The sequence below is a fragment of the uncultured Shimia sp. genome (assembly GCF_947498095.1).
In the GTDB taxonomy this organism is placed as follows: Bacteria; Pseudomonadota; Alphaproteobacteria; order Rhodobacterales; family Rhodobacteraceae; genus Shimia.
Genome location: NZ_CANMJE010000001.1, coordinates 234,865 through 258,703 on the forward strand (window position 1 = coordinate 234,865; position 23,839 = coordinate 258,703).

The window sequence follows — 23,839 nt, forward strand, 5'->3', positions numbered from 1 at the left end:
GGGCGAGGATCAAGCTCGCCACGGATGAAGGTTTTGCGAAAGGTGTTGCAAATGGATTTTGAAACGGTCGGCGCCGCAGAGTTTGGCGCCTCTCTGAGAGGCATCGGACTGAACATTCTTGTGCGAGAGGTTCCGGCCATTTGTGCAATGTTAGAGACTGTTTTTGACATGAAGGCGCATCAGATTACGAAGGACTTTGCCATTGTGACCTACGGCGATCAGGTATTCCAGATCCATGCCGATGGCACCTATCATTCACATCCTTTGCTGGGTCTGTTGCCTGAATCCGGGGTGCGCGGCGCTGGACTGGAGATACACCTCTATGACACGGACCCAGACGAAGCAGTCAAACGTGGCGAGGATGCCGGCATGCATGTGTTGGCAGAGCCCGCAGACAAACCACATGGCCTGCGGGAAGCGTATTTGCTTTGTCCCAATGGGTATGCCTGGGTGCCATCGCGACCGCTCTGACAGAGCCAGATGCCCAACCAGAAAACGAAAGAGACCCTATCATGAGCCCACATCCTGATCTGATCATCCTGAATGGGTCACTGTTGACATTTGACGATGCAACCAATGGCGCCTCGGCCTTGGCAGTTCGCGATGGTCGGATCATGGCGTTGGGGTCTAACGCCGAAATGCGGGATCTCGCCGGGACAAACACTGAAGTTATTGACGCATGTGGCGGCACGGTAATGCCGGGCTTCATTGACAGCCATGTGCATTTGTTTGGCGGCGCGGCAGAACTGGACATGTTGCATCTGCATGACACGATGGGCACCGAGGCGCTGACACATGCCATCCGCGCCTTTGCTGCTGAGAAACCAGATGAACCGTTGCTGATGGGAGTCTCGGCCGACTATCACATCCTTGGCCCCGATGTCACGGCAACGCGCCAACATCTGGACGAGATTTTGCCGGATCGCCCGGTGGCTCTTATGGCGGCAGATCACCATACAGTTTGGGCCAACACAAAGGCGCTGGAACAGGCTGGAATCCTGCACGGCGGGCCGGTGCCAGAAGGGTCCGAGATTGTTATGGCAGCAGATGGCACTGCGCATGGCCAACTCAACGAAACGGGAGCTTTTGGGCCGGTTCTGAAGCTTTCGACGCTTGGCGGGCGAGACCTGCTAGGTTATGTGACCGGCGCCGATCCTGAACCGCCCGCGACCCCCGAAGAACGTGCCTTTGACAAAGAGGTCATCCTACGTGGGTTGAACCACTGTGCCAGCCACGGGATCACCGGCCTGCACAATATGGATGGCAACTATTACCAACTTGAATTGCTCAGCGAACTTGAAGCCGAAGGCCGGTTGCCCGCACGCGTTCAAGTACCAATGCATCTAAAGAATTTTGATCCTCTGGACAGGCTGGCCGAGGCCGACGACATGCAGCGCAGGTTTAACTCGGACATGGTGTGGTCGGGTCGGGTCAAGATGTTCATGGATGGTGTTCTTGACAGTTACACGGCGTTGATGCTCTCGCCCTATCCCGGCAAGCCGGACAGCGTTGGTGACGCTGTTTTTGAAGCGGATCACTTTAACGAGGCTTGCATTCGTTCCGATGCGATGGGGCTACAGATCAGCGTTCATGCGATTGGCGACGGGGCCGTGCGTCGGACGCTAAATGGGTACGAGGCAGCTCAAAAAGCGAATGGGGTACGGGACTCGCGTCACCGCATCGAACATATCGAGGTCATCGATCCAGCGGACGTGCCGCGTTTGGCAGCGATGGGTGTGGTGGCGTCCTTACAGCCGCTACACTCACCCGCAGGCGGTCTGTTTACCCCCTATGCCGCCGGAGATATTCTAACGGCCAGCCAAATTCCGTATGCCTTTGCCTGGCAGAAGCTCCGGGAAAGCGGTGCCAAAGTGTGCTTTTCAACCGACTGGCCCGTGGTTCCCGTGGACACAATGATGACGGTCGCCGGTGCCGTTCATGGCACACCTTTGCCCGAACCGTGGGTCGACGACCGTCAGAGCCTGTTTGACACTTTGGCCGCCTATACACGCGACAACGCCTGGCTTGAGTTCAACGAACACCGCAAGGGGCGGCTTTCCCCCGGTTATATGGCCGACATCTGCATCATGGGCAGGGATTTGTTCCAAACGCCTGATGCAGATCTCGCCAATGCCCGGACGCTGGTGACCCTGTGCGGAGGGCGCATCTCCTTTCGTCGCTAGCGAAATGATCAGAAGCGATTTTGGACCAGATCTTCTGCGGCTATCTCTTGGATCAGCCAGTCTGAAAACGCCTGCGCAGCGGGTATGTCGCGGGCGTGAGGGGCGGTCATCAGGTAATAGGCTTCTTGCATAGCAACGCGGTGTTCAAACGGCGCGATCAGCTTGCCGTCTGCAATCAGATTGGCCGCGATCGTGTCATGCGCCAGCGCCACGCCGCCACCCGCAGCAGCCACCGCCATACTGACGGAATAGGTGGTGCAATAGGTGACATGGGGACCCGGCCAGTCTAGCGCCTGATCCTCGGCCCACGAGGGCCAATTGCACATCAGGTTGGCGCAATCGTACAGCGGATGCTGCGTGAGGTCATCGATAGACACGGCGTAGTCCGGCGCAGTCACTGGGTAATAATGATCCTGCCGGATCAGCTGAGCGTCCAAATGCTGCGCGGGGCGCAAGGAATAGCGGATTTCCACATCTGCCCCTTCGGCCATATCGCGCGGCTCCCACAATTCTGTGCGGATATTGAGTTGCACATCCGGGTGGCGGGCATGAAAGCGGCCCAGACGCGGAGCGAGCCAGTGAATGGCAAACGTGATGTTGCTTTGCACCTGCAACACCTGTTCCTGCGGACCCAACACAGCACGAGTCCCGCGGGTCAGGGTGCGAAACGCCTCACGGACCACGGGCAGATACATCAGCCCAGTCCGGGTCAATTCGAGTGTGCGCGGTCGGCGATGAAAGAGCGGTGTCCCCAAATGACCTTCGAGCGACTTGATCTGCTGGCTGACCGCACTTTGGGTCATGTGAAGTTCGGCAGCGGCATCGGTAAAGGACAAATGACGCGCGGCGGCCTCAAAGGCGCGCAACCAGTTCAGGGGAGGCAAGGCATTCTGCAAGTGCATAATCCGCACATAAGTTTGACTTATGGGATAACTTCATTTTTTTCGTTGGTAAAGAGCGGCGTCGCACGGCAAGTCATGAACAGAACAAGGAGATACCCTGATGAGCGTGACAGACCTTCGCCCTAACCTCGATTACTGGCAGGAACGTGTGGACATGGCTGCCGCCTTTCGCTGGACCGCCCGGCTGAACCTGCATGAAGGCGTTGCCAACCATTTCTCACTTTCGGTGAATGACGATGGCACCAAATTCCTGATGAACCCCAACCAGATGCATTTCAGCCGCATCAAGGCGAGCGATCTTTTGCTACTGGACGCCAACGACCCCGACACGCTGGATAAGCCGGGTGCGCCGGATCCCACGGCTTGGGGGCTGCACGGTAGTATTCATCGGTTCTGTGGCCACGCCCGTTGCGCGATGCATGTACATTCGATTCATGCAACGGTTTTAGCCTCGCTTGCAGACAGCCGACTGCCGCCAATCGATCAAAACACCGCCACATTCTACAACCGCTATGTCATCGACGAAGAGTTTGGCGGATTGGCGTTTGAGTCCGAGGGCAAGCGCTGTGCCGCAATGCTGACCGACCCCAAGGTCAAGACCATGATTATGGGCAACCACGGCGTTATGGTGATTGGCGATACGGTCGCGGAGACCTTTAACCGGCTCTATTACTTCGAGCGCGCCGCCGAGACCTATATCCGTGCGCTGCAAACCGGCCAGCCGCTGCGGGTACTGAGCGACGAGATCGCCGAGAAGACGGCGCAAGAGCTTGAAGAATACCCCGAACAGGACGTCCGACATCTGGCCGAGTTGAAAGCCATTCTGGATGACGAGGGCTCAAACTACGCAAGTTAGGCCGAAATAGAGACTATTTTGTCCAGTTGGGGAGGATTGGATATGAGCGATCAGGACGCCATGGAGGACATGAGCCGGGAGTGGAATTACCATCCCCAGTTGCCGCTCCACGACCCTTCAATCTTTCAATGGCCGCCCAGGCCGGCCTATCTTCTGGGGTGGTTGGCGCGCAACTGGCTGACGCTCAGCGAGCGGGTGATGATGGTTGGGTTGGCGGTTTTGCTTTGGCTGTTTGTCTACCCGTCAATTGAAACTGCGCAGACCTTTGCCCTTAGCTGGATCGTGCAAATTTGGGTGGCGAACTTCCTTCTGATCGGACTGTCTGCGGGGCTGCTGCACTGGTTCTTTTACATGCGCAAAGGGCAAGGCAAGAAGCTGAAGTTTGAGCGTCGGGATCAGGGCAGGAACAACACGCTTTGGAATTTCTCGGATCAAGTCAAAGACAACATGTTCTGGTCGCTGGGGTCGGGTGTAGCGCAGTTGACCGGGTTTCAGGTGGGGACCATGTGGCTGATGGCCAATGGCTACACACCGACGATCACTTTTGTCGAGGCCCCCGTCTGGTTCATTGCTTTCCTGATCCTCATCCCAATGTGGTCGGCGTTTCATTTTTATTGGGTGCATCGCCTGCTACATCAGCCGTTCCTTTATAAGCGGGTACACGCCTTACATCACCGAAACGTCAATATCGGGCCGTGGTCCGGGTTCTCCATGCATCCAGTTGAACACTTTATCTACCTCACCACGCTTTGCATTCACTGGATCGTGGCAAGTCACCCAATCCACCTCTACTTTCACATCGTGTTTCAGGGGCCAGGCGCAGCGATGACCCATACCGGCTACGAGGATCTGCTGATCAAAGACAAGCGGAGACTGGCACTGGGTACATTCTATCACCAGCTGCATCATCGCTATTACGAGTGCAATTACGGCAACCAGGAAATGCCTTGGGATCGCTGGTTTGGCACCTTCCACGACGGGTCAACCGAGGCAACTTCAGAGACCCGTGCACGCAAAAAACGCATGTTTGGCCAATCTTAGAGACTGTTTTGACGAAGATCCCGCGGCGTGACCGCAAACTCGGCCTTGAAGGCGCGGGTCATGGCAGCCGGGGTCTCATAGCCGGATCGCAAGGCAATCTCAGCAACCGTCAAATCAGTTTCCACCACCAGTTTGCGGGCCAGATTCAGACGCAGGCGACGATAGACTTGTTGCGGAGTCGCGCCAAGATCCGCTCGCATCCGCGCCTCGAGTGCTTTTTGCGTTCGCCCGGCGCGGCGCGCAATCTCGACAATGGGCAAGGGGTCTTCCAGATGCTCTTGCATGACGGCAAGCGCGCGGTTTACCACCCGGCTGGCGGAACCTGCCCCACCCGCGTGGCTGCGGGCTGAATCACGAGTCATGAAAAGCTGCGAGACCTCTAACGCCAACGCTTGGCCCTGATCCTCACCAATCATGTGCAACACCAGATCAAAAGCAGCCATCGCGCCAGAGCAGGTCACGCGGTTGCCATCAATCACAAAACGTTCCCGCAGCGCCGAAACCTCAGGAAACCGTTCCTCAAAGCCTGTGAGTTCCTCCCAGTGGATGGTCGCCTGATGCCCATCCAACAACCCGGCCTCAGCCAGCAACCAGCTGCCCGTGTCCAGCCCGGCCATCGCCTTGAACCGTGCCGACGCCGCCCTCAGCGCAGTCTGGATCTGCCATCCGGTGTAACTCTGAAACCCATAAGACGGCATCACCGCCAACATATCCCCCGACACTTCGGCCAATCGGCCATGAGGCGCCACCTGCATACCACTGGAACTTTCTGCGTTGCGCCCACTCATGGTCAGGAACTGCCAGTCATAAAGCGCCCTGCCGGACAGCGTGTTGGCCGCGCGCAAAGGCTCGACCGTGTTGGCGAGACAATGGTTTGAAAAGCCGTCAAACAGCAAAATGCCGAAATGCTGCGTAGCAGCGGAAGTTTTAGCCCATCTTTGCATGTTTATCTTCTAATTTCGCATGTCTTGCCACGTCAAGCCAAGTAATCCTGACCTAAACTTGGAATGGAGCGCGCGCATGCAATTTGGAATGACCGAAGAACAGGCCATGATCGTCGATACGACGCGGGCCTTTGTCGAAAACGAGCTGTATCCCCACGAGCTGGAGATTGAACGGACAGGGCAACTGGACATGGATCTTGTGCGCGAGATCCAGCAGAAAGCGATGGAGGCCGGGCTTTATGCGGCCAATATGCCCGAAGAGGTGGGCGGTGCTGGTCTCGATACGTTGTCGTGGCTGATGTACGAAAAAGAACTGGGGCGGGCAAACTATGCGCTGCACTGGACGGCAGTGGCACGGCCGTCGAACATCCTTTTGGCGGGCACCGAGGAGCAAAAGGAAAAATATCTCTTTCCTTGTATGAAGGGCGAGAAATGGGATTGTCTGGCGATGACCGAGCCGGGCGCCGGATCGGACCTGCGCGGCATGACCGCCAGCGCCCGCAAGGATGGTGATGACTGGATCCTGAACGGCACCAAACACTTTATCAGCCATGCCGACATCGCCGATTTCTCGATCGTCTTCATGGCGACCGGCGAAGAGGACACGCCGCGTGGACCTAAGAAAAAGATCACCGCGTTTTTTGTCGACAAGGGCACACCGGGCTTTTCGGTGCGCGAGGGCTATCAGAATGTCAGCCACCGTGGCTACACCAACGCGGTGTTGGAATTCGACGACTGCCGCCTGCCTTCTTCGGCGGTGCTGGGCGAGGTCGACAAGGGGTTCGAGGTTGCCAACACATGGCTCGGCGCAACCCGCCTGCAAGTCGCTGCCACCTGTCTGGGCCGCGCTGAACGCGCGCTGCAACACTCGGTCGAATACGCTGCCGAGCGCAAGCAGTTCGGCCAGCTGATCGGCAAGTTCCAGGGCATCTCATTCAAGCTCGCAGATATGGCGCTGGAGCTGAAGGCCGCGAACCTGCTGACCTGGGAAGCCGGTTGGAAATTTGATCAAGGCACCGTAACTGAGACCGACATGTCCATGGCCAAGCTAAAAGCGACCGAGATGCTGGCCTTTGTCGCGGACGAAGCGATCCAGATTCACGGCGGCATGGGTCTGATGGACGAATTGCCTTTGGAACGCATCTGGCGTGATGCCCGTGTGGAACGCATCTGGGAAGGCACCTCGGAAATCCAGCGTCACATCATCAGCCGCGAGTTACTCCGCCCCTTGGGCGCATAAGATTTCATGCCTCTGGCAGGAGTACTTCTGGCAATACGAAATTTCGCGTTGCTCAAAATACTCCGCCGGAGGCATACTTGGTTTCCGCAAGCGCAAGGTGAGAGATGATACGCGATCTTTCGAGACTATTCCGCCCCAAAACCATCGCCGTGGTCGGCGGCGGCGCGTGGTGCGCACTGGTGATCGAACAGTGCCACAAGATGGGTTTCCAGGGTGAAATCTGGCCAGTACACCCCAAAGCGGCCGAGGTTGGCGGATTGCCCGCTTACAAAGATGTGGACGCATTGCCCAATGCACCGGATGCTACCTTTGTTGGCGTCAACCGTTTCGCGACCATACAGGTGGTTGCCGCCTTGTCCGCCCGCGGATCGGGCGGGGCCGTGTGCTTTGCCAGCGGGTTCCGAGAAGCCGCCGCCGAAGACGCCGAAGCTGCCAACCTGCAAGACCAACTGCTGGAAGCGGCGGGCGACATGCCCTTTCTCGGACCTAATTGCTATGGCTTTGTGAACTATTTGGACGGCGCGCTGTTGTGGCCGGATCAGCATGGCGGCGTCGCCTGTGACAAAGGTGTCGCGATTGTCACGCAAAGCTCAAACATCGCGATCAACATGACCATGCAGATGCGTGGGCTGCCAGTAGCCTATGTGGTCACCGCGGGCAATCAGGCGCAGTCGGGCGTGGCGCATATTGGCGAAGCGTTGCTGGACGATCCACGAGTCACTGCGCTTGGCTTACATATTGAAGGCTTTGGTGATCTGCGAGCCTTTGAATCGCTCGCGCGCAAAGCTCGCGAACTGGGCAAGCCTATCATTGCTTTGAAGGTCGGCAAGTCAGATCAGGCACAGGCAGCGACGGTGTCTCATACAGCCTCGCTCGCTGGCGGAGACTCGGGCGCCGGGGCTTTGCTGGCACGTCTGGGCATCCCGCGGTTGACTTCTATTCCGGATTTTCTGGAGACATTGAAGCTCTTGCACGTCGTGGGGTGGCTGCCGTCGAACCGCATTGCCTCGATCTCATGTTCCGGGGGTGAAGCCAGTCTTGCCGCCGACACAGCGCACGGTCGTGGTGTCGAGTTTCCTCCACTGAACGAACAGCAACAGACCGACCTGCGCGAGGCTTTGGGGCCGATGGTGGCGCTGGCCAATCCGCTGGATTATCACACCTATATCTGGCGTGACGCCGAGGCGATGACACGCGCCTGGGGCGCGATGATGGACCCCGCGCTGGCAATGACCCTTCTTGTGGTGGATTTCCCCCGTCCCGACCGATGTGACCCCCGTGACTGGGAATGCGCGGTCAAAGCTGCCATCGGCGCCAAAACCGCACGCAACGCCAATGTCGCTGTGGTCGCAACGCTGCCCGAACTGATCACCGAAGATATTGCCGATGTGCTGATCAAGGCGGGTGTTGTGCCGTTTATGGGTTTGAGCGAAGCCATCGCAGCCTGTGAAGCCGCCGTTTACCCGAATTTGGCTGAGTTAGTGCCTGTTTTATTGCCGACAGACACGGTGACACCTGACCTCATTCCCGAGGCTGAGGCCAAGGATCGCTTGGCTTGGCACGGGCTCCGTACTCCCAATTTCAAACGCGTCTCGTCGCCCGGAGAAGCAAGGGCCGCGGCCGTTGATATCGGCCTGCCCGTCGTTTTGAAGGGCGAAGGCATTGCCCACAAGACCGAGGCTGGCGCCGTGGCGCTCAACCTGTTGTCAGGTCGCGCTGTCAGCGAAGCCGCCGAAGCCATGCCCACCGACCGTTTTCTGGTCGAAGAAATGATCACAGACACGGTAGCAGAACTGTTGGTTGGTGTGGTCAAGGATCCGGCGCATGGCTTTGTGATGACGCTGGCCGCAGGTGGCACATTGACCGAAGTGATGCAGGACAGCGCCAGCTTCCTCTTGCCCGCCTCTGAGACGATGATCGACGAGGCCTTGGCATCGCTCCGCATGTCGAAACTGCTGGAGGGCTACCGCGGTGCACCAACTGCGGATCGGCAGGCAATCCTGACGGCCATTCGCGCGGTCGAGGCCTATGTCCTTGCCAATGCAGAAGGTCTGGAAGAGATTGAGGTGAACCCTCTGCTTTGCACGCCCACGGATGCCGTGGCGGCAGATGCTCTGATGCGGCGAAAGGACTGACTCCATGCGCAAAATCGGTGCGGTGATCTTTGATGGCTTCGAGATGCTCGACTATTACGGGCCACTCGAGATGTTTGCCATGCACCGCGACGCGTTTGAGATCGTGGCCGTTGGGCAAAACGGGGATGGGGCGCAAGCCTCGGGCGGGCCACGAACCATGCCAGATGCGACCTTCTCCGACGGCACCAGCTATGACATCCTGTTGGTGCCCGGAGGAATGGGCACACGGGCAGAGCTGGACAATCCGGTGATGCTTGACTGGCTGCGTGCGGCCTGTGCTGAAGCCGAGATTGTGACCAGTGTGTGCACCGGATCAGCCCTTTTGGCCCGCGCAGGCGCACTTGACGGGCGCGCTGCAACCACCAACAAACGTGCCTTTGACTGGGTGTGCGACGTCGCACAAACAGACACCGTCACATGGAAACAGACCGCCCGCTGGGTCGAAGATGGCAAGTTCTTCACCTCGTCCGGCGTTTCTGCAGGCATGGATATGAGCCTTGCCGTGATTGAACGCCTGTTGGGCAAGGATGCCGCCCGCGACGCCGCCCTTTGGGCCGAATATGAACCCAATACAGACCCTAACAACGACCCTTTTGCCCTCGAGGAGAGCGACACATGACCGAGTCCCCCGTAAAAACCCGGCGCGAAGGTGCCATTCTCGAAGTCACTCTGGATCGCCCCAAGGCCAATGCCATTGATCTGGTGACAAGCCGCGTCATGGGTGAGGTTTTCCGAGAATATCGCGATGACCCGGAACTGCGCGTCGCGATCCTGACCGGTGGCGGCGACAAATTCTTTTGCCCCGGTTGGGACCTGAAGGCAGCTGCCGACGGAGACGAAGTGGACGGCGACTATGGTGTCGGTGGTTTTGGCGGCCTTCAGGAATTGCGCGACATGAACAAGCCGGTGATCTCGGCGGTGAACGGCATTGCTTGCGGCGGCGGACTGGAACTCGCGATCTCTGGAGACATTATTCTGGCTGCTGATCACGCCAGCTTTGCCCTGCCAGAAATCCGGTCCGGCACTGTGGCGGATGCAGCGAGTGTCAAACTGCCAAAACGCATCCCATATCACATCGCGATGGAGTTGCTTTTGACGGGCCGCTGGTTCGATGCTGAAGAGGCGCACCGGTGGGGACTGGTGAACGAAATCGTGCCGGGTGATCAACTGATGGATCGCGCCTGGGAACTTGCGCGCCTTCTGGCGAGCGGCCCCCCGCTGGTCTATGCCGCGATCAAGGAGATTGTGCGTGATGCCGAGGATCAGAAGTTTCAGGACGCAATGAACCACATCACCCAGCGCCAACTGCGTAGTGTGGATGTGCTCTATGCCTCAGAGGATCAACTTGAAGGCGCTCGCGCGTTTGCCGAGAAACGGGATCCTGTCTGGAAGGGCAAGTAATCCGGGCCAGAGACTTATTTTAGTCACTAAGCTTGCGAAACAGGGCGACATAACCGGTGTCGTCCTTGTGCTCACCCGTGGCATTTTCCCCATAGAAGCGGATTACCGGCAATTGCAGGTCGGTGATCCTGTCCGACAGGGCGGTCAACTTTGCTTCAAACCCCTCGGCGACGTAGTGCTCGGTATTGATCGACAAGGCCAATTGTCCACCCGGCTGTGCGACGCGCAATAGCTCGTCAAAGGCCTCAGGGCCGACATGGCCATTGGTGAATGTGCCGGAACTCACGATCCCTGCATAAGACGCATCCGGAACCGGAAGTCTCCGGGTCAGGTCCCCCGTGAATAGGTTGCGGTAAATCGACTTGGTTGCGGCGACGTCCAGCATCTCCTGTGAAATGTCGGTCGCGTCAATGGGGTCCACACCCAGACGTCCAAGTTCCAGTCCGCAAAGACCGGTTCCGGCGCCAACATCAAGCACCGGACCACGGCAACCGGTTGCGAAAAAGGCTTCGGCCACCAGACGCGGTGACAGGTAATCATGTGCTTCAGCAAAGCCCTGATCATAGGTCTCGGCCCACTCGGCATAGAGCCGACGGGAATCCTCTGGCGTTTGAAGGGCATAAGCCCCGTCAAGGCTTGGCTTGCCTGTGTTTTCATCACTCATACCAGAGTGAACCGCGTAACTTTGTCCAGATCAAGGGTTTCGCTTGAAAGCCGGGCATCATGCGGGCAGTTTCACGACCATGACCAAGACACTGCTTTCACTAGGCCACGGGTTCTCTGCGCGCGAGATGGGCCGCCAACTCTGTCCGCAAGGATGGCGCGTCATCGGCACCACGCGAAAGCCAGAGAAATTCGATGCTTTTCGTGCCGAGGGAGTCGAACCACTTCTGTGGCCTTGTGATATGGTGAGGGCTCTGAGTGGCGTCACACATCTGTTGACTTCCATCTCTCCGGATGAGGCCGGAGACCCGGTTCTGCGTGATAATCGCGATGCAATTCTGGCGGCCTGCCCAAATCTGCAATGGGTTGGCTACCTGTCGACCACGGGCGTTTACGGTGACCATGATGGCGGCTGGGTTGATGAGACCTCTCCGACCGAGCCCGCAACGATCCGCGGACAACGACGTGTTCTGGCTGAACAGGAATGGTTGGATATGCCCGGATTGCCGGTGCACATCTTTCGGTTGGCGGGAATCTACGGCCCTGGTCGGGGGCCATTCGCCAAGCTGAGACAGGGTACGGCGCAGCGTATTATCAAGAAAAACCAAGTATTTAGTCGCATTCACATTGAAGACATCGCGCAGGTGCTTGCCGCGTCTATGGCAGCACCGAACCCAGGGCGTGTTTACAACGTCTGCGATGACGATCCGGCCCCACCTCAGGATGTGATTGAGTACGCTGCCGCGTTGTTGGGCATGCCCCCACCGCCGGAAATCGCGTTTGATGAGGCCACGATGTCGCCGATGGCACGCAGCTTTTATTCGGACAGCAAATGCGTGCACAATGACCGTATCAAAGATGAGCTGGGTGTGAAGCTAAAGCACCCGACCTATAAGGCAGCGCTGACGGCGATGCTTGCGGCCGAACAGGCCTAGAAAACAGCTTTACGCCCGCTTTGACCCGATCTGGGCAATGCCCAGCGCGTCGAGAACCTTGGCCTCGATCTGCTCGGCATTCATTGCGGCCACATCGTACATGTCTCGTGGGCTGGCCTGATCTACAAAGATGTCCGGCAGCACCATTGAGCGGAATTTCAGCCCCTGATCAAAGACACCATTCTCGGCCAAAAGCTGCGCGACGTGACTGCCAAAGCCGCCAATTGCACCTTCTTCGATGGTGATCAGCGCTTCGTGGTCATGGGCCAGTGACAAGATCATCTCTTGGTCTAGTGGCTTGGCAAATCGCGCATCGGCGATGGTGGGCGTAATGCCTTTGGCGGCCAAGGCTTCGCCGGCCTTTTTGACTTCGTCCAGCCGGGTTCCCAGTGACAGGAGCGCAACGCGTTTGCCGTTCTGGATCATGCGGCCCTTGCCGATCTCGAGTGGTTCGCCGCGCTCTGGCATATCAACGCCGACGCCTTCGCCGCGCGGATAGCGGAATGCGATGGGGCCGTCATCATGGGCAGCGGCGGTGGCCACCATATGCACCAGCTCGGCCTCGTCCGCGGCGGCCATCACGACCATTCCGGGCAGATTAGACAGGTAAGCGATGTCAAACGATCCGGCATGGGTCGCACCATCAGCGCCAACAAGTCCAGCGCGGTCGATGGCAAAGCGCACGGGCAGGCGTTGAATCGCGACGTCATGTACAACCTGATCATAGCCGCGCTGAAGGAAGGTCGAATACATTGCGCAAAAGGGTTTCATGCCGCCTGCGGCCAGAGCCGCGGCAAAGGTCACGCCATGTTGCTCGGCAATCGCAACGTCAAAACACCGGCTGGGATAGCGTTCGGCAAAGAGGTTCAGCCCGGTCCCGTCGGGCATTGCCGCGGTCACAGCGCAAATCTTGTCGTCGCGGGCGGCTTCGTCCACCAGCGCATTGCCAAAGACCGAGGTATACGACGGCGCGTTGGACGGTGCCTTGTGCTGTTTGCCCGTCAGAACATCAAACTTGGCGGTGGCATGTCCCCGATCACGGGCATTTTCGGCGGGTGCATAGCCTTTGCCCTTTTTGGTGATGATATGCAGCATCACCGGCCCTGTGGCGCGTTGATGGATGGTCCGCAAGACGGGCAAAAGCTGCTCCATATCGTGACCGTCGATGGGGCCGATGTAAGAAAACCCCAGTTCCTCGAACAGGGTGCCGCCAACGGCCATCCCCTTGATCATTTCCTTGGCGCGCTTGGCGCCTTCGCGGAAAGGCTCCGGCAACAAAGAAACAGCCCCTTTGGCGGCGGCTTTCAGCTCTTGGAACGGGTCCCCGGCATAAAGCCGCGAGAGATAAGCTGACATCGCGCCAACCGGCGGCGCAATCGACATGTCGTTGTCGTTCAGAACGACCAACAGCCGCTTGTCGAGATGTCCGGCATTGTTCATCGCCTCATAGGCCATGCCAGCGCTGATCGACCCATCACCGATCACGGCAATCGCGTCACCCAGTCCACCCTCGCACTCCCCACCCAGATCGCGTGCGACGGCAAAACCTAGGGCGGCTGAAATTGAGGTCGAAGAGTGCGCGGCACCGAACGGGTCATAGACACTCTCGCTGCGCTTGGTGAAACCAGACAGCCCGTCCCTTTGACGAAGGGTGCGAATACGATCACGCCGACCGGTTAGAATTTTGTGCGGGTAACACTGGTGTCCGACATCCCAGATGATCTTATCCCGCGGCGTGTCAAACACGGCGTGCAAGGCCACGGTCAGCTCGACAACACCCAGACCAGCGCCCAAATGCCCACCAGTTTCTGACACCGCCGACACGGTCTCTGCGCGTAGCTCATGCGCCAACTGTGTCAGTTCTGCATCGCTGAACTGTTTCAGATCCGCAGGGCGATCAACTTTGTCCAGCAGTGGGGTTTCGGGTTTGGCCGACATCTGTCGCCCTTTCTGTCTTTAACTGTCGCGGGCAATAACGAAACGGGCCGCCTCCCGCAAGGTATCTGCCTGACCACCATACATGTCGAGCGCTGTGCAGGCATCCTCCACGAGGTCGCGGGCGCGGCGTTTCGCACCCTCAAGACCCAAGAGCGAGACAAAGGTCGCTTTGCCGGCATCAGCATCTTTTCCCACGGCTTTGCCGACCGTGGCGGCATCGCCTTCAATATCCAAGATGTCGTCGGCAATCTGGAAAGCAAGACCAAGATCTTCTGCATAGCGCTGCAGGGGGGCGGTATCTGACTCTGCCATGACCGCTCCGGCCGTGGCCGACCACGCGATAAGTGCGCCGGTTTTGCCGGCCTGAAGCCGGGTGATTTCCTCGAGCGTCAAAGCCGTGGTGGCGGTTTCGGCCGCAATATCCAGCGCCTGCCCCAGAACCATGCCCTGGACCCCTGCGGCGCGGGCCAACCGAACGGTCAACTCGGCGCGAATGGCAGGGTTCGGGTGGCAATCTTGGTGGCTCACGCATTCAAAGGCAAAGCACTGCAAGGCGTCGCCCGCCAGAACGGCGGTGGTTTCGTCCCACTTTACATGCACCGTGGGCTGGCCGCGGCGCAGATCATCGTCATCCATGCAGGGCAGGTCGTCATGCACGAGCGAATAGGCATGCATGGCCTCGATCGCTGTCGCGGGCCAGATCGACAAAGATGGGTCAACGCCGTGCAAACGGGCGCTTTCCATCACCAGAAACGCCCGCAGCCGTTTTCCACCCGCACTGGCATAATGCATAGCTTGCGCGACAGGTAACGCACCAAATGGCGCCATCGTGGCGTCCAGATGGGACTGCACCTGTGCCGCAACGTCTTTCAGGCAAGTCTGGAACATTTAGAGACCTTCGACAGGTTTCAACCCGGCGGGGTTGCCATCTCCATCCAGAGTAATGGCCGCCACCTTTTCTTCGGCTTCCTTGAGCTTTTCTTCGCACAGCTTTTTCAACTTGGCACCGCGATCATAAAGCGCGATGGATTCGTCCAATGCCACGTCGCCGCGTTCAAGCTGGCCCACAACTTTTTCCAGTTCGGCCATAGCCTGTTCAAAGCTCAGTTCGCTTACGGGCGTGTCACTCATGCGCCATTCTCCATCAATACGCTGACATGGGCGGCGGTCGCAGCCGCCAGTGCCGACAGATCATATCCGCCCTCAAGAGTCGAGACAACGCGGCCTTCGCAATGCTCGGCCGCCAGTTCACAGATTTTGCGCGTGAGCCATGCAAAGTCCTCAGTCGACCAATTGAGATTGGCCAGAGGATCAGCCTCATGTGCGTCAAATCCGGCCGAGATAATAATCAGTTGCGGGTCAAAGCCCGCGATCACTGGCCAGACTTGCGCGTCATAGGTCGCACGCATCAGACGTCCATCGCTTTGCGGCGGCAGTGGCAGGTTGTGAATGTTGTTGTGGCCACCAGTTTCCTCGGGCATCCCCGTGCCCGGCCACAAGGGGTTCTGATGGCTGGAGAAGAACAGCGCACGCGGCTCGTTCCACAAGAGCGCCTGTGTGCCATTACCGTGATGCACATCGAAATCCACAAGGGCAACGCGCTCTAGCCCGTGTCGCTCCATTGCATGGCGCGCCGCGATCGCCGCATTGCCGAACAGGCAAAAGCCCATAGGTGTCGATTGCTCCGCGTGGTGGCCCGGAGGGCGGCAGGCAACAAAGGCGTTTTTCACTTCACCAGACATCACCGCATCCACCGCGGCCACGCACCCGCCTACGGCGCGCCGTACCGCCTGAATCGATCCGGGCGACATATGTGTGTCGCCATCAATCGCGCGGTTACCGGACTCTGGCTCGGCTGCGATCATTGCATCAAGATGAGATTGCGGGTGGCTGAGCAAGATATCGGCATCATTACAAAGCGGCGCCTCTCGGCGATCCAGAGGATCAAACTTGGAGTCCGAAAGTGCTGACGCAATGTACTCCAGTCGGGCAACCTGCTCGGGATGCCCCGGTGGTGTCCTGTGAGCCAAACAATCGGAATGCGTGAACAAGGCTGTGGTCATGACGTCCCCTGCTTCATTTTGCTAAAATACTCTCGCCGAAGGCATTAAAATCAATCCGGGGCCAGCATGTATCCGGCACCCCGAACGGTTTGCAGATACCTCGGTTGTTTGGGGTCTGCTTCGATCTTGCGACGCAGGCGTGTGATCTGTACGTCTACCGCGCGCTCTTGGGCCTGACCGCCATCCCGGCCGAGGTCTTCGACCAGTTTGGTCCGGCTGACAGGCTCGGAGGGGGTGGCCGAAAAGATCTTCATCAGCTGACTTTCGGTGGCCGTGAGACGCACGATCTCATCACCCTGCCACATCTCGCCACGCTCAATGTCATAGCGAATGGAGCCCAGATGCAGAACCTTTGGCACGGCATCGGTTTCGGTCACTTCAGGCATCCGCCGTAAGATTGCGTTGATCCTGAGAAGCAGCTCTTTGGGTTCAAACGGCTTGGGCAAATAGTCATCCGCCCCCGCCTCAAGTCCTTTGATCCGATCTTCGGTTTCGCCTTTGGCTGTAAGCAACATGATCGGGGTGGTGGAGGTTTCCCGAATGGCGCGGGTCAGGCTCATGCCGTCTTCACCCGGCATCATCACATCCAGAACGATCATGTCAAAATCGAGCCCCGACAGGATACGCCGGGCATGGGCCGCGTCGCGCGCAGATGTCACGAGAAACCCGTTGCGCACGAGAAACTTTTTCAAAAGCTCGCGGATGCGTTCGTCATCATCCACAATCAACAGATGGGGGTCGACATCACTCATTGGCCGCTTTCCCTCAGGCTCACATAGCGGCGACGCATCTCGCCATCCATCATCGCTTCGAGCACGCGGCGGAAGCCGGCTACGGCCTCAGGGCCAGCATCTCGATAGGCCGCGCGCATACGGGCGCGTTGAGCGTCAGACAGGCGGTTTTCCAAGGCCTCTCCAGACTCAGTCAGAAACAGGTTGCGCTCGCGGCGATCCGAGGGGCCAACCCGGCTTTCGACCAGACCATCTTCGATCAACGTGCGCAGAACTCGGTTGAGCGATTGCTTAGTCACCCCAAGAATTTCCAACAGATTGGTCACGGTTGTACCTGGCGCCCGTTTGATAAAGTGGATCGCCCTGTGATGCGCGCGCCCATAGGCCATCGTTGCTAGGATACGGTCAGGATCAGCGGTGAAGCCGCGATAGGCAAAGTACATCGCCTCGATCCCTTGCCGCAATTGTTCGTCAGTCAGATAGAGGAGGCTTTCGCCGCTGGTCGTTTCCGGCATCAACACGTACCAATCACATATTGCCTGTTTAAGCGTCACAATACGTCAGCTTTGTTGACACTCCAAGCGTGAACTGATAGCGACTCTCAGATTTTGCGCAACATTATGTCCGATTCGGCCCTATCACGCGCAACATATGCAAATAGACCTATACTGGAGGACGAGCCATGTCTGGTTCATATGATGATCGTGACGGCACGATCTGGATGGATGGAGAGTTTGTCAATTGGCGGGACGCCAATGTCCACATCCTGTCACATGCCATGCACTACGCAAGCTCGGTGTTTGAGGGCGAGCGCGCCTATAACGGCAAGATTTTCAAAAGCCGCGAACACTCAGAGCGCCTGATTGCTTCGGCCGAAGCGCTCGACATGCCGATGCCTTACTCGGTAGACGAAATCGAAGCGGCCAAAGAAGCAACGCTCAAGGAATCCGGCCTGACCGACGCCTATGTGCGCGCGTTGGTCTGGCGTGGATCCGGTGAAGACATGGGCGTGGCCTCGGCCAAGAACCCCGTGCGCATGGCCATCGCTGTGTGGCCGTGGGGCGCCTATTACGGTGACGCCAAAATGCAGGGCGCCAAGCTGGACATCGCCGAGTGGAAACGTCCCAGCCCTGAAACTATTCCGGTCCATGCCAAGGCGGCGGGCCTCTACATGATCTGCACCATCTCCAAGCACAAAGCCGAAGCCAAAGGGTGTTCGGACGCGTTGTTCATGGACTGGCGTGGCTATGTTGCCGAAGCCACGGGCGCCAACGTGTTTTTTGTGAAGGATGGCGAGGTGCACACACCTCTGGCCGATTGCTTCCTGAACGGTATCACCCGCCAGACTGTCATCCAGATGCTGAAAGACAAGGGCATCACGGTCAATGAACGCCGGATCAAGCCCGAGGAAATGGCAGATTTCGAACAGTGCTGGTTGACCGGCACCGCTGCCGAAGTGACCCCGGTTGGTCAGATCGGTGAGTACACTTTTGAAGTCGGTGACATCACCCGTGAGATCGCGGAAGATTACGAAAAACTCGTCCGGTCCTAAGCCAAGTGGCAGACCTGCCGACATACATTGATGGTTACGGCCCCGTGCGCGCATTCGCCGGGACCGTTTCGTCTCTAATACCGCCCAAAAGACCCCGATCGCCCGTCGAACCGCGACATACAGCGACGCTGACGGATGCCATTCGCGAGGCTGGACTGCGCAGCGGTGCAACGATTTCGTTTCACCACCATCTGCGCAATGGCGATGATGTCATGCGACAGGTTTTGATGGCCTGCCAAGCGCTCGGGCTGAGCAATCTTCACATCGCACCGTCTTCGCTATTTCCCTGTCATGCCAGCCTGATCCCGTTTCTTGAGGATGAAACCGTCACGCGCGTCACCACCTCATACATGAATGGGCCCCTAGCGGATGCCATCAAGGCGGGCAAGCTGCGCAATCCGGCAGTTCTTCAAACCCACGGCGGTCGTGCCTATGCTATTGAAAGCGGGCAGCTGGCCATAGATGCGGCCTTTGTTGCGGTCCCTGCGGTGGACAAGGCAGGCAACCTGACCGGTGCCGCAGGGCCAGAGGCTTGTGGTCCGTTGGGATATGCCATGGTCGATGCCGCCCATGCGGAGCACGTGATTGCCGTGACGGATCATCTGACTGACAGGTTGCCGCGTATCTGCATCCCCGCTGGCCAAGTTGATAAGATCGTACGGGTCAAATCCATTGGCTCCGCCTCAGAGATTGTGTCTGGCACAACCGGGCGAGTGCCGTCTGCCAATGGCCTAAAGATCGCGGATTTGACGGCACAGCTGATTGAAGCGTCGGGGCTGTTACGGGATGGGTTCTCTTTTCAAACCGGCGCCGGTGCTACATCTTTGGCGGTTGCCAAAGCTCTTGAGCCAATCATGCAGGCCAACAAGGTCGTTGGCGGTTTTGCCGCCGGCGGCGTTACGGGGCCGCTGGTGCAGATGCACGACCAAGGCCTGTTTCGCGAGATATGGGATGTGCAGGCCTTTGATCTTAAAGCCGTACAGTCTTATGCCAACGATCCCGACCATCACGCGATGTCGGCCGCGCACTATGCCAGCCCGGCCCGCAAAGACGCTATTGCCAACAAGCTCGACGTGATGATCCTTGGCGCGGCCGAAGTAGATATCAACTTCAACGTCAATGTCACAACCACCAGCACAGGGCGTATCATTGGCGGATCAGGCGGGCATGCGGACACCGCAGCGGGCGCCAAACTGCCCATTGTCACGACAACGCTCACTGCTGGCGGGTTTCCCAAGATCGTCAAGGATCTGGCCTGTTTGACCACACCCGGTCAAACAATCGGCGCGGTTGTAACCGAGGCAGGGATCGCTGTGCACCCCTCACGTTCCGAATTGGCAAAACATGCTCAAGCGGCGGGCCTACCGGTCCTGTCCATGGACGAATTAAGGGCGTTGGCCGCAGCAGAAGCAGCGCCGTGCAATCCAGAAAACATGTCTACGCGGATCGTTGCAATCTGCGAGTACAGGGACGGTTCGGTTCTGGACGTAGTACGGCTCTAACCCTGCGGAGTCAGGGTCTTTCGAGCCCCGCGTTTGAGGCCCAATTGGCGCTCACGCCATATAATCAGAACGCCTGCGCAGATGATCAGCGCAGCCCCTGCTAGCGTGTGAATTGTTGGTGTTTCGGCAAAGATGAAATACCCGATCACAATCGCCAGCAGCATGGAGGCATAGTCAAACGGCGCCACTGTGGACGCAGGTGCAAAGCGATAGGCGGAGGTCAGAAAGATTTGTGCGATTCCCCCCAAGAGACCCGCAGCAACAAGCAAGAGCGCCTCGTATCCTGTAGGCATCACCCAGCCAAAAGGCAGGGTTAGTAACGACAACAGGGCGGAACTAAGCGTGAAGTAAAACACAATAGCCGAGGTTTTTTCGGTTTGAACCAAACGTCTAATATGAATCTGAGCCAGCGCCATGAAGGTTGCAGACCCCAGCGTAAGTACGGCCCCCAGTGCCGCCACTGCGTCTCGGTTCTCGCCACTCAGCGATGAAAGACGCGGGTAGAGCACGATCATCACGCCCAATAGACCCAACCCGACAGCGGACAGGCGGAACAAGCGCACCTGTTCGCCGAGGAACATCGCGGCAAATACGACAACTAGTAGCGGCGCGGCATAGCCTATTGCCGTGACTTCGGGCAACGACAAAAGGCCCAGCGCCGAAAAGCCAAGCGCCATAGCGGTTGTCCCAATGACACCACGCCAGAAGTGGCCCATGACGTTGTCTGTCTTGAGGCCGGTGCGCAACTCGCGGCGCAACAAAAGCCATCCAAAAATAACCGGCAGCGCAAAGATGGAGCGAAAGAAGACCGCCTCACCCGGAGGCACATGCGCCGAAGCGGCCTTGATGCAGCTTGCCATAATCGAAAACAGCAGAACCGAGATCAGTTTCAGTGCGATACCGCGGATTGGGTTCATGTTGAGATCTCTCGATCAGGGCCTGGGGTGTTAATCATCGGTGGTATCGTCTGCCAGAGTGTCCAGATTGGACAGGAAGCGCGCAAGATAGTCTGTGAATTGCTCGACCTCGGCTTTGCTGAACCCGGTCAATAACTGCCGTTGCCGCTCAAGCGCGACGATCAGTATTTCGTCGTGCATCCGGGCCCCCGCGGGAGTCAAGGTCCAGTCTTTCCGGCGCTCATCCGGCCCAGAGGCTTTGGCCGAAACCAGATTCATTTTTTCGAGCCTTTGCAGGCTGCGGCTTACCGCGGCCTTGTCGATCCCGATAGTTTTTGCGGCGTGTGAAACACTGCTGCCGGGCTCGCGTGACAGCATGACCAGCATGCGCCAGTCCATGGCACCAATACCGAACTGCTTTTGATAATACCGTGCGGCATTGCGCGTGAAACGATTGGCCGCAAAGTTCAAAAGCACCGTTGGCGTGCGCCGAAAGCTTAACGTACGACGCGCAGGACTCGACTCACTGTCGTTCGGATCTATCAGGAAAAGGGCATCATCAAGTTCGCTCATCTGGACAGACTAAACCCCAGTTGTTGACATGACAACAAGTTCAGGCAATCATGAGCGTGTTGACATGACAACACATGGAGCTTCGCAATGTCCAATGCACCGGTATTTGATATCGATCCCAAGGCGTTTTGGAATGATCCCTATCCCACACTCAAGCGCATGCGCGCCGAGGCGCCAATCGCATATGTTCCGCAACTGGACGCGACACTGTTCTGCCGACGCGACGACATCTTTAAGAATGAGAAAAAGATTGATGTGTTTTCGTCCGATCAACCAGATGGCCTGATGACGGTGCTCATGGGGCAAAACATGATGCGCAAGGATGGCGAGGCGCATGCCGCAGAGCGCAAGGCAATCTTTCCCACCATTTCTCCGCGCACGGTCAAAGATGTGTGGTTGGGACAGTTTCAAGCTGCAACAGAGACTATACTGGCAGAAATCAAACCCAATGGCCGGGCAGACATGGTGCGCGATATTGCGATGCGTATCTCTGGCGAGGCTTTGAAATCCATCACGGGCCTGACCAACATGAGCTGGCAGGAGATGGACCGTGTGAGCCAGGGCATGATCGATGGATGCTCCAACTATGCGGGTGATCCGAAAGTCGAAGCCAATTGCCATGACTGCACAGCCTCTATTGACCGACATATTGACGAGATGATGCCGACATTGTCCGCAGATCCGAACCATTCACTGTTATCGGTGCAGATGCAGGCAGGTCTGCCAGACACTGCTATTCGGGCGAATATCAAACTTGCCATCAGTGGTGGGCAGAACGAACCTCGCGATGCCATTGCAGGCGTGGTTTGGGCGCTGCTCAGCCATCCAGACCAACTCTCACGGGTGAGAGAGGGGGATGCGACGTGGCTTCAGGCTTTTGAAGAATACGCGCGCTGGATGTCGCCCATTGGCATGTCCCCGCGACGCGTGGCCCAGCGCTTTGAGGCGGGTGGCGTGACGTTTGACCCCGAGGATCGGGTGTTCTTCATGTTCGGGTCTGGCAACCGGGACGAAGACAAGTTTACGCGGCCTGACGACTTTGACATCACTCAGGATGTCGGGCCATCCATTGCCTTTGGTGCCGGGCCGCATTTCTGTGCAGGGGCCTGGGCGGCGCGCAGTCTGATCGCCGATGTGGCTCTACCGATGATCTTTGAGCAGTTGCCAGGCCTCACGCTGGACGGGGACGTCGCACTCGGCGGCTGGGCCTTTCGGGGTCCGCTGTCCATGCCCGTAACGTGGACGCCTTAGGTCAGGGCGCCTAGCAAGACTGTCAGGGTCACAAAGGCCGCACTTGTGGCGATCAACATGGCGATAGAGGCAAGCCCCTCTAGTCCGCTGTCTAGTGCCAAGACGGTGTAAATCCCAAACATCGAAATCGCCGAAGACAGGATCACTGCGGCGAACATTTCCGGCCCCAAGGGGGCAAATCCCAGGATCGGCAGAACCAGCACGGCGACAAAGACCAATGCCGGGTGCAATAGCAATTTCGCCGCCGCGATTTGTGTCGCAAACAGTCGATTCCCTTTCAGAGGCAACCCGACCAAAGACCCCCCGATCACGATCAGCGACAGCGCCGAAGCCGACGCGGCAATGATGTGAAACAGGTGATCCATCGGCCCTGGAATTGGTAGCTTCAAGGCCGACACGACGAGCCCAAGCAACAACCCGATCATCATTGGGCGCCGTACAACCCCCATCAGGTTTGCCATGACTTGCCATGCTACGGAGCGGTGTTCACCGTCACGCGCCATGTCGATCAGGATCAGGCATATTGGAATGAGAACAATCAACTCGACCAGCATGTTTAGTGCCAGAACAATGCCCGCGATCTCGGGAAAGGTCAGCAACATCAACGGATAACCGATGAACCCCGAGTTGGGACATGTGCTGCCCAACACCGCAATCGCGCGCCTTGGCTTGTCTGACGCCGTGAGAGAGAACAGCAGAAATGCGACAACAATGGTTGCCAGCCCGCCGAGTGTGTAAGCCGCCAGATAGCCCCAATGCAGAACCTCTGCGATGTCACGCGACGCGACGGCGTTAAACAACAGCGCTGGCAATGCAATGTTCATGACGTATTTGCCGAAACTGCGCATGTCAGCCGAGGTGAACCATGCTTTGCGCACGACAAAATACCCGACGGCAATGGCCGCATAGATCGGAAAAGTGATGGTCAGAATATCAATCATTGAGCTGCCGGGCCTGCCGTAACAGATTATCCATTGCGCAAAATTACTTAAGAAGGCAATTAATTTCCAGGAATGGACCGCCAGCGGATGGG

24 protein-coding genes are annotated in these 23,839 nt (G+C 57.9%); 12 read left to right on the forward strand and 12 right to left on the reverse strand.

Translation table 11 applies throughout. The features are described from left to right. Window positions 1-51: 51 nt before the first annotated feature. On the forward strand, window positions 52-471 hold the full coding sequence (locus Q0932_RS01210) for a glyoxalase (RefSeq protein ID WP_299348779.1): 420 nt from the start codon (window positions 52-54) through the stop codon (window positions 469-471). A gap of 41 nt (window positions 472-512) precedes the next feature. After that, entirely contained in the window at window positions 513-2,183 is a 1,671-nt protein-coding gene (locus Q0932_RS01215; RefSeq protein WP_299348782.1) for an amidohydrolase, read from the forward strand. An 8-nt stretch (window positions 2,184-2,191) separates the two neighbouring features. On the opposite strand, the gene Q0932_RS01220 is transcribed toward Q0932_RS01215, so the two are convergent. Further along, on the reverse strand, window positions 2,192-3,085 hold the full coding sequence (locus tag Q0932_RS01220) for a LysR substrate-binding domain-containing protein (protein WP_366141371.1): 894 nt from the start codon (window positions 3,083-3,085) through the stop codon (window positions 2,192-2,194). Between the two features lie 100 nt (window positions 3,086-3,185). Between Q0932_RS01220 and Q0932_RS01225 the strand changes: the two genes are divergently transcribed. Both Q0932_RS01225 and Q0932_RS01230 read left to right on the forward strand, forming a co-directional pair. After that, complete coding sequence (locus Q0932_RS01225) at window positions 3,186-3,941, forward strand: class II aldolase and adducin N-terminal domain-containing protein (protein WP_299348784.1); 756 nt, start codon at window positions 3,186-3,188, stop codon at window positions 3,939-3,941. 42 nt (window positions 3,942-3,983) lie between these two features. Then, on the forward strand, window positions 3,984-4,982 hold the full coding sequence (locus tag Q0932_RS01230; RefSeq protein WP_299348786.1) for a sterol desaturase family protein: 999 nt from the start codon (window positions 3,984-3,986) through the stop codon (window positions 4,980-4,982). Here Q0932_RS01230 and Q0932_RS01235 read toward each other — a convergent pair. Next, the gene (locus Q0932_RS01235; RefSeq protein ID WP_299348789.1) at window positions 4,979-5,926 is read right to left on the reverse strand and encodes a GlxA family transcriptional regulator; all 948 of its coding nucleotides are present in this window, start codon (window positions 5,924-5,926) and stop codon (window positions 4,979-4,981) included. The two genes, Q0932_RS01230 and Q0932_RS01235, sit on opposite strands and share 4 nt — an antisense overlap. 76 nt (window positions 5,927-6,002) lie before the next feature. Here Q0932_RS01235 and Q0932_RS01240 point away from each other — a divergent pair, with 76 nt between their 5' ends. From Q0932_RS01240 to Q0932_RS01255, 4 genes are all read left to right on the forward strand, one after another. Then, window positions 6,003-7,166 carry an acyl-CoA dehydrogenase family protein gene (locus tag Q0932_RS01240; protein WP_299348790.1) on the forward strand — a complete coding sequence of 388 codons (1,164 nt, stop codon included), beginning with the start codon at window positions 6,003-6,005 and terminating at the stop codon, window positions 7,164-7,166. A 104-nt stretch (window positions 7,167-7,270) separates the two neighbouring features. After that, window positions 7,271-9,301: an acetate--CoA ligase family protein gene (locus tag Q0932_RS01245; RefSeq protein WP_299348793.1), complete on the forward strand. Its 2,031-nt coding sequence runs from the start codon at window positions 7,271-7,273 to the stop codon at window positions 9,299-9,301. Window positions 9,302-9,305: 4 nt separating this feature from the next. Beyond that, the gene (locus tag Q0932_RS01250; RefSeq protein ID WP_299348795.1) at window positions 9,306-9,920 is read left to right on the forward strand and encodes a DJ-1/PfpI family protein; all 615 of its coding nucleotides are present in this window, start codon (window positions 9,306-9,308) and stop codon (window positions 9,918-9,920) included. After that, window positions 9,917-10,702, forward strand: coding sequence for a carnitinyl-CoA dehydratase (locus tag Q0932_RS01255; protein WP_299348798.1), 786 nt, complete (start codon window positions 9,917-9,919; stop codon window positions 10,700-10,702). Before Q0932_RS01250 ends, Q0932_RS01255 begins: the two co-directional genes overlap by 4 nt. Window positions 10,703-10,721: 19 nt before the next feature. Here the strand turns inward: Q0932_RS01255 and Q0932_RS01260 are convergent, their stop codons facing one another. After that, entirely contained in the window at window positions 10,722-11,366 is a 645-nt protein-coding gene (locus tag Q0932_RS01260) for a class I SAM-dependent methyltransferase (RefSeq protein ID WP_299348801.1), read from the reverse strand. A 79-nt stretch (window positions 11,367-11,445) separates the two neighbouring features. On the opposite strand from Q0932_RS01260, the gene Q0932_RS01265 reads away from it, so the two are divergent. After that, window positions 11,446-12,300: an SDR family oxidoreductase gene (locus tag Q0932_RS01265; RefSeq protein WP_299348803.1), complete on the forward strand. Its 855-nt coding sequence runs from the start codon at window positions 11,446-11,448 to the stop codon at window positions 12,298-12,300. A gap of 9 nt (window positions 12,301-12,309) precedes the next feature. Here Q0932_RS01265 and dxs read toward each other — a convergent pair whose 3' ends face one another. The 6 genes from dxs to Q0932_RS01295 are packed head-to-tail and all read right to left on the reverse strand — an operon-like array spanning window position 12,310 to window position 17,547. Further along, on the reverse strand, window positions 12,310-14,238 hold the full coding sequence (dxs, locus tag Q0932_RS01270; protein ID WP_299348806.1) for a 1-deoxy-D-xylulose-5-phosphate synthase: 1,929 nt from the start codon (window positions 14,236-14,238) through the stop codon (window positions 12,310-12,312). Window positions 14,239-14,256: 18 nt separating this feature from the next. Next, on the reverse strand, window positions 14,257-15,126 hold the full coding sequence (locus Q0932_RS01275; RefSeq protein WP_299348809.1) for a farnesyl diphosphate synthase: 870 nt from the start codon (window positions 15,124-15,126) through the stop codon (window positions 14,257-14,259). Continuing rightward, window positions 15,127-15,369, reverse strand: coding sequence for an exodeoxyribonuclease VII small subunit (locus tag Q0932_RS01280; protein WP_299348812.1), 243 nt, complete (start codon window positions 15,367-15,369; stop codon window positions 15,127-15,129). It lies immediately after the preceding gene. Continuing rightward, the gene (locus Q0932_RS01285) at window positions 15,366-16,301 is read right to left on the reverse strand and encodes a histone deacetylase family protein (RefSeq protein ID WP_299348815.1); all 936 of its coding nucleotides are present in this window, start codon (window positions 16,299-16,301) and stop codon (window positions 15,366-15,368) included. Before Q0932_RS01285 ends, Q0932_RS01280 begins: the two co-directional genes overlap by 4 nt. Window positions 16,302-16,351: 50 nt before the next feature. After that, window positions 16,352-17,053, reverse strand: coding sequence for a response regulator (locus Q0932_RS01290; protein WP_299348818.1), 702 nt, complete (start codon window positions 17,051-17,053; stop codon window positions 16,352-16,354). Then, window positions 17,050-17,547, reverse strand: a complete 498-nt coding sequence (locus tag Q0932_RS01295) for a MarR family transcriptional regulator (RefSeq protein WP_299348821.1) — start codon at window positions 17,545-17,547, stop codon at window positions 17,050-17,052. The genes Q0932_RS01290 and Q0932_RS01295 overlap by 4 nt, the downstream gene beginning before the upstream one ends. 167 nt (window positions 17,548-17,714) lie before the next feature. Between Q0932_RS01295 and Q0932_RS01300 the strand changes: the two genes are divergently transcribed. Both Q0932_RS01300 and Q0932_RS01305 read left to right on the forward strand, forming a co-directional pair. Continuing rightward, window positions 17,715-18,584: a branched-chain amino acid aminotransferase gene (locus Q0932_RS01300; RefSeq protein WP_299348824.1), complete on the forward strand. Its 870-nt coding sequence runs from the start codon at window positions 17,715-17,717 to the stop codon at window positions 18,582-18,584. A 5-nt stretch (window positions 18,585-18,589) separates the two neighbouring features. Then, window positions 18,590-20,086, forward strand: coding sequence for a malonate decarboxylase subunit alpha (locus Q0932_RS01305; RefSeq protein ID WP_299348826.1), 1,497 nt, complete (start codon window positions 18,590-18,592; stop codon window positions 20,084-20,086). Here the strand turns inward: Q0932_RS01305 and Q0932_RS01310 are convergent. Further along, window positions 20,083-21,003, reverse strand: a complete 921-nt coding sequence (locus tag Q0932_RS01310) for a DMT family transporter (RefSeq protein WP_299348829.1) — start codon at window positions 21,001-21,003, stop codon at window positions 20,083-20,085. The two genes, Q0932_RS01305 and Q0932_RS01310, sit on opposite strands and share 4 nt — an antisense overlap. Window positions 21,004-21,033: 30 nt before the next feature. Beyond that, a complete protein-coding gene (locus Q0932_RS01315) occupies window positions 21,034-21,555 on the reverse strand; it encodes a MarR family winged helix-turn-helix transcriptional regulator (protein ID WP_299348832.1) in 522 nt (173 codons plus the stop codon). 87 nt (window positions 21,556-21,642) lie between these two features. On the opposite strand from Q0932_RS01315, the gene Q0932_RS01320 reads away from it, so the two are divergent. Beyond that, window positions 21,643-22,806, forward strand: a complete 1,164-nt coding sequence (locus Q0932_RS01320; protein WP_299348835.1) for a cytochrome P450 — start codon at window positions 21,643-21,645, stop codon at window positions 22,804-22,806. Here the strand turns inward: Q0932_RS01320 and Q0932_RS01325 are convergent. Next, window positions 22,803-23,747: an AEC family transporter gene (locus Q0932_RS01325; protein WP_299348837.1), complete on the reverse strand. Its 945-nt coding sequence runs from the start codon at window positions 23,745-23,747 to the stop codon at window positions 22,803-22,805. The genes Q0932_RS01320 and Q0932_RS01325 overlap by 4 nt on opposite strands. Window positions 23,748-23,839: the final 92 nt, after the last annotated feature.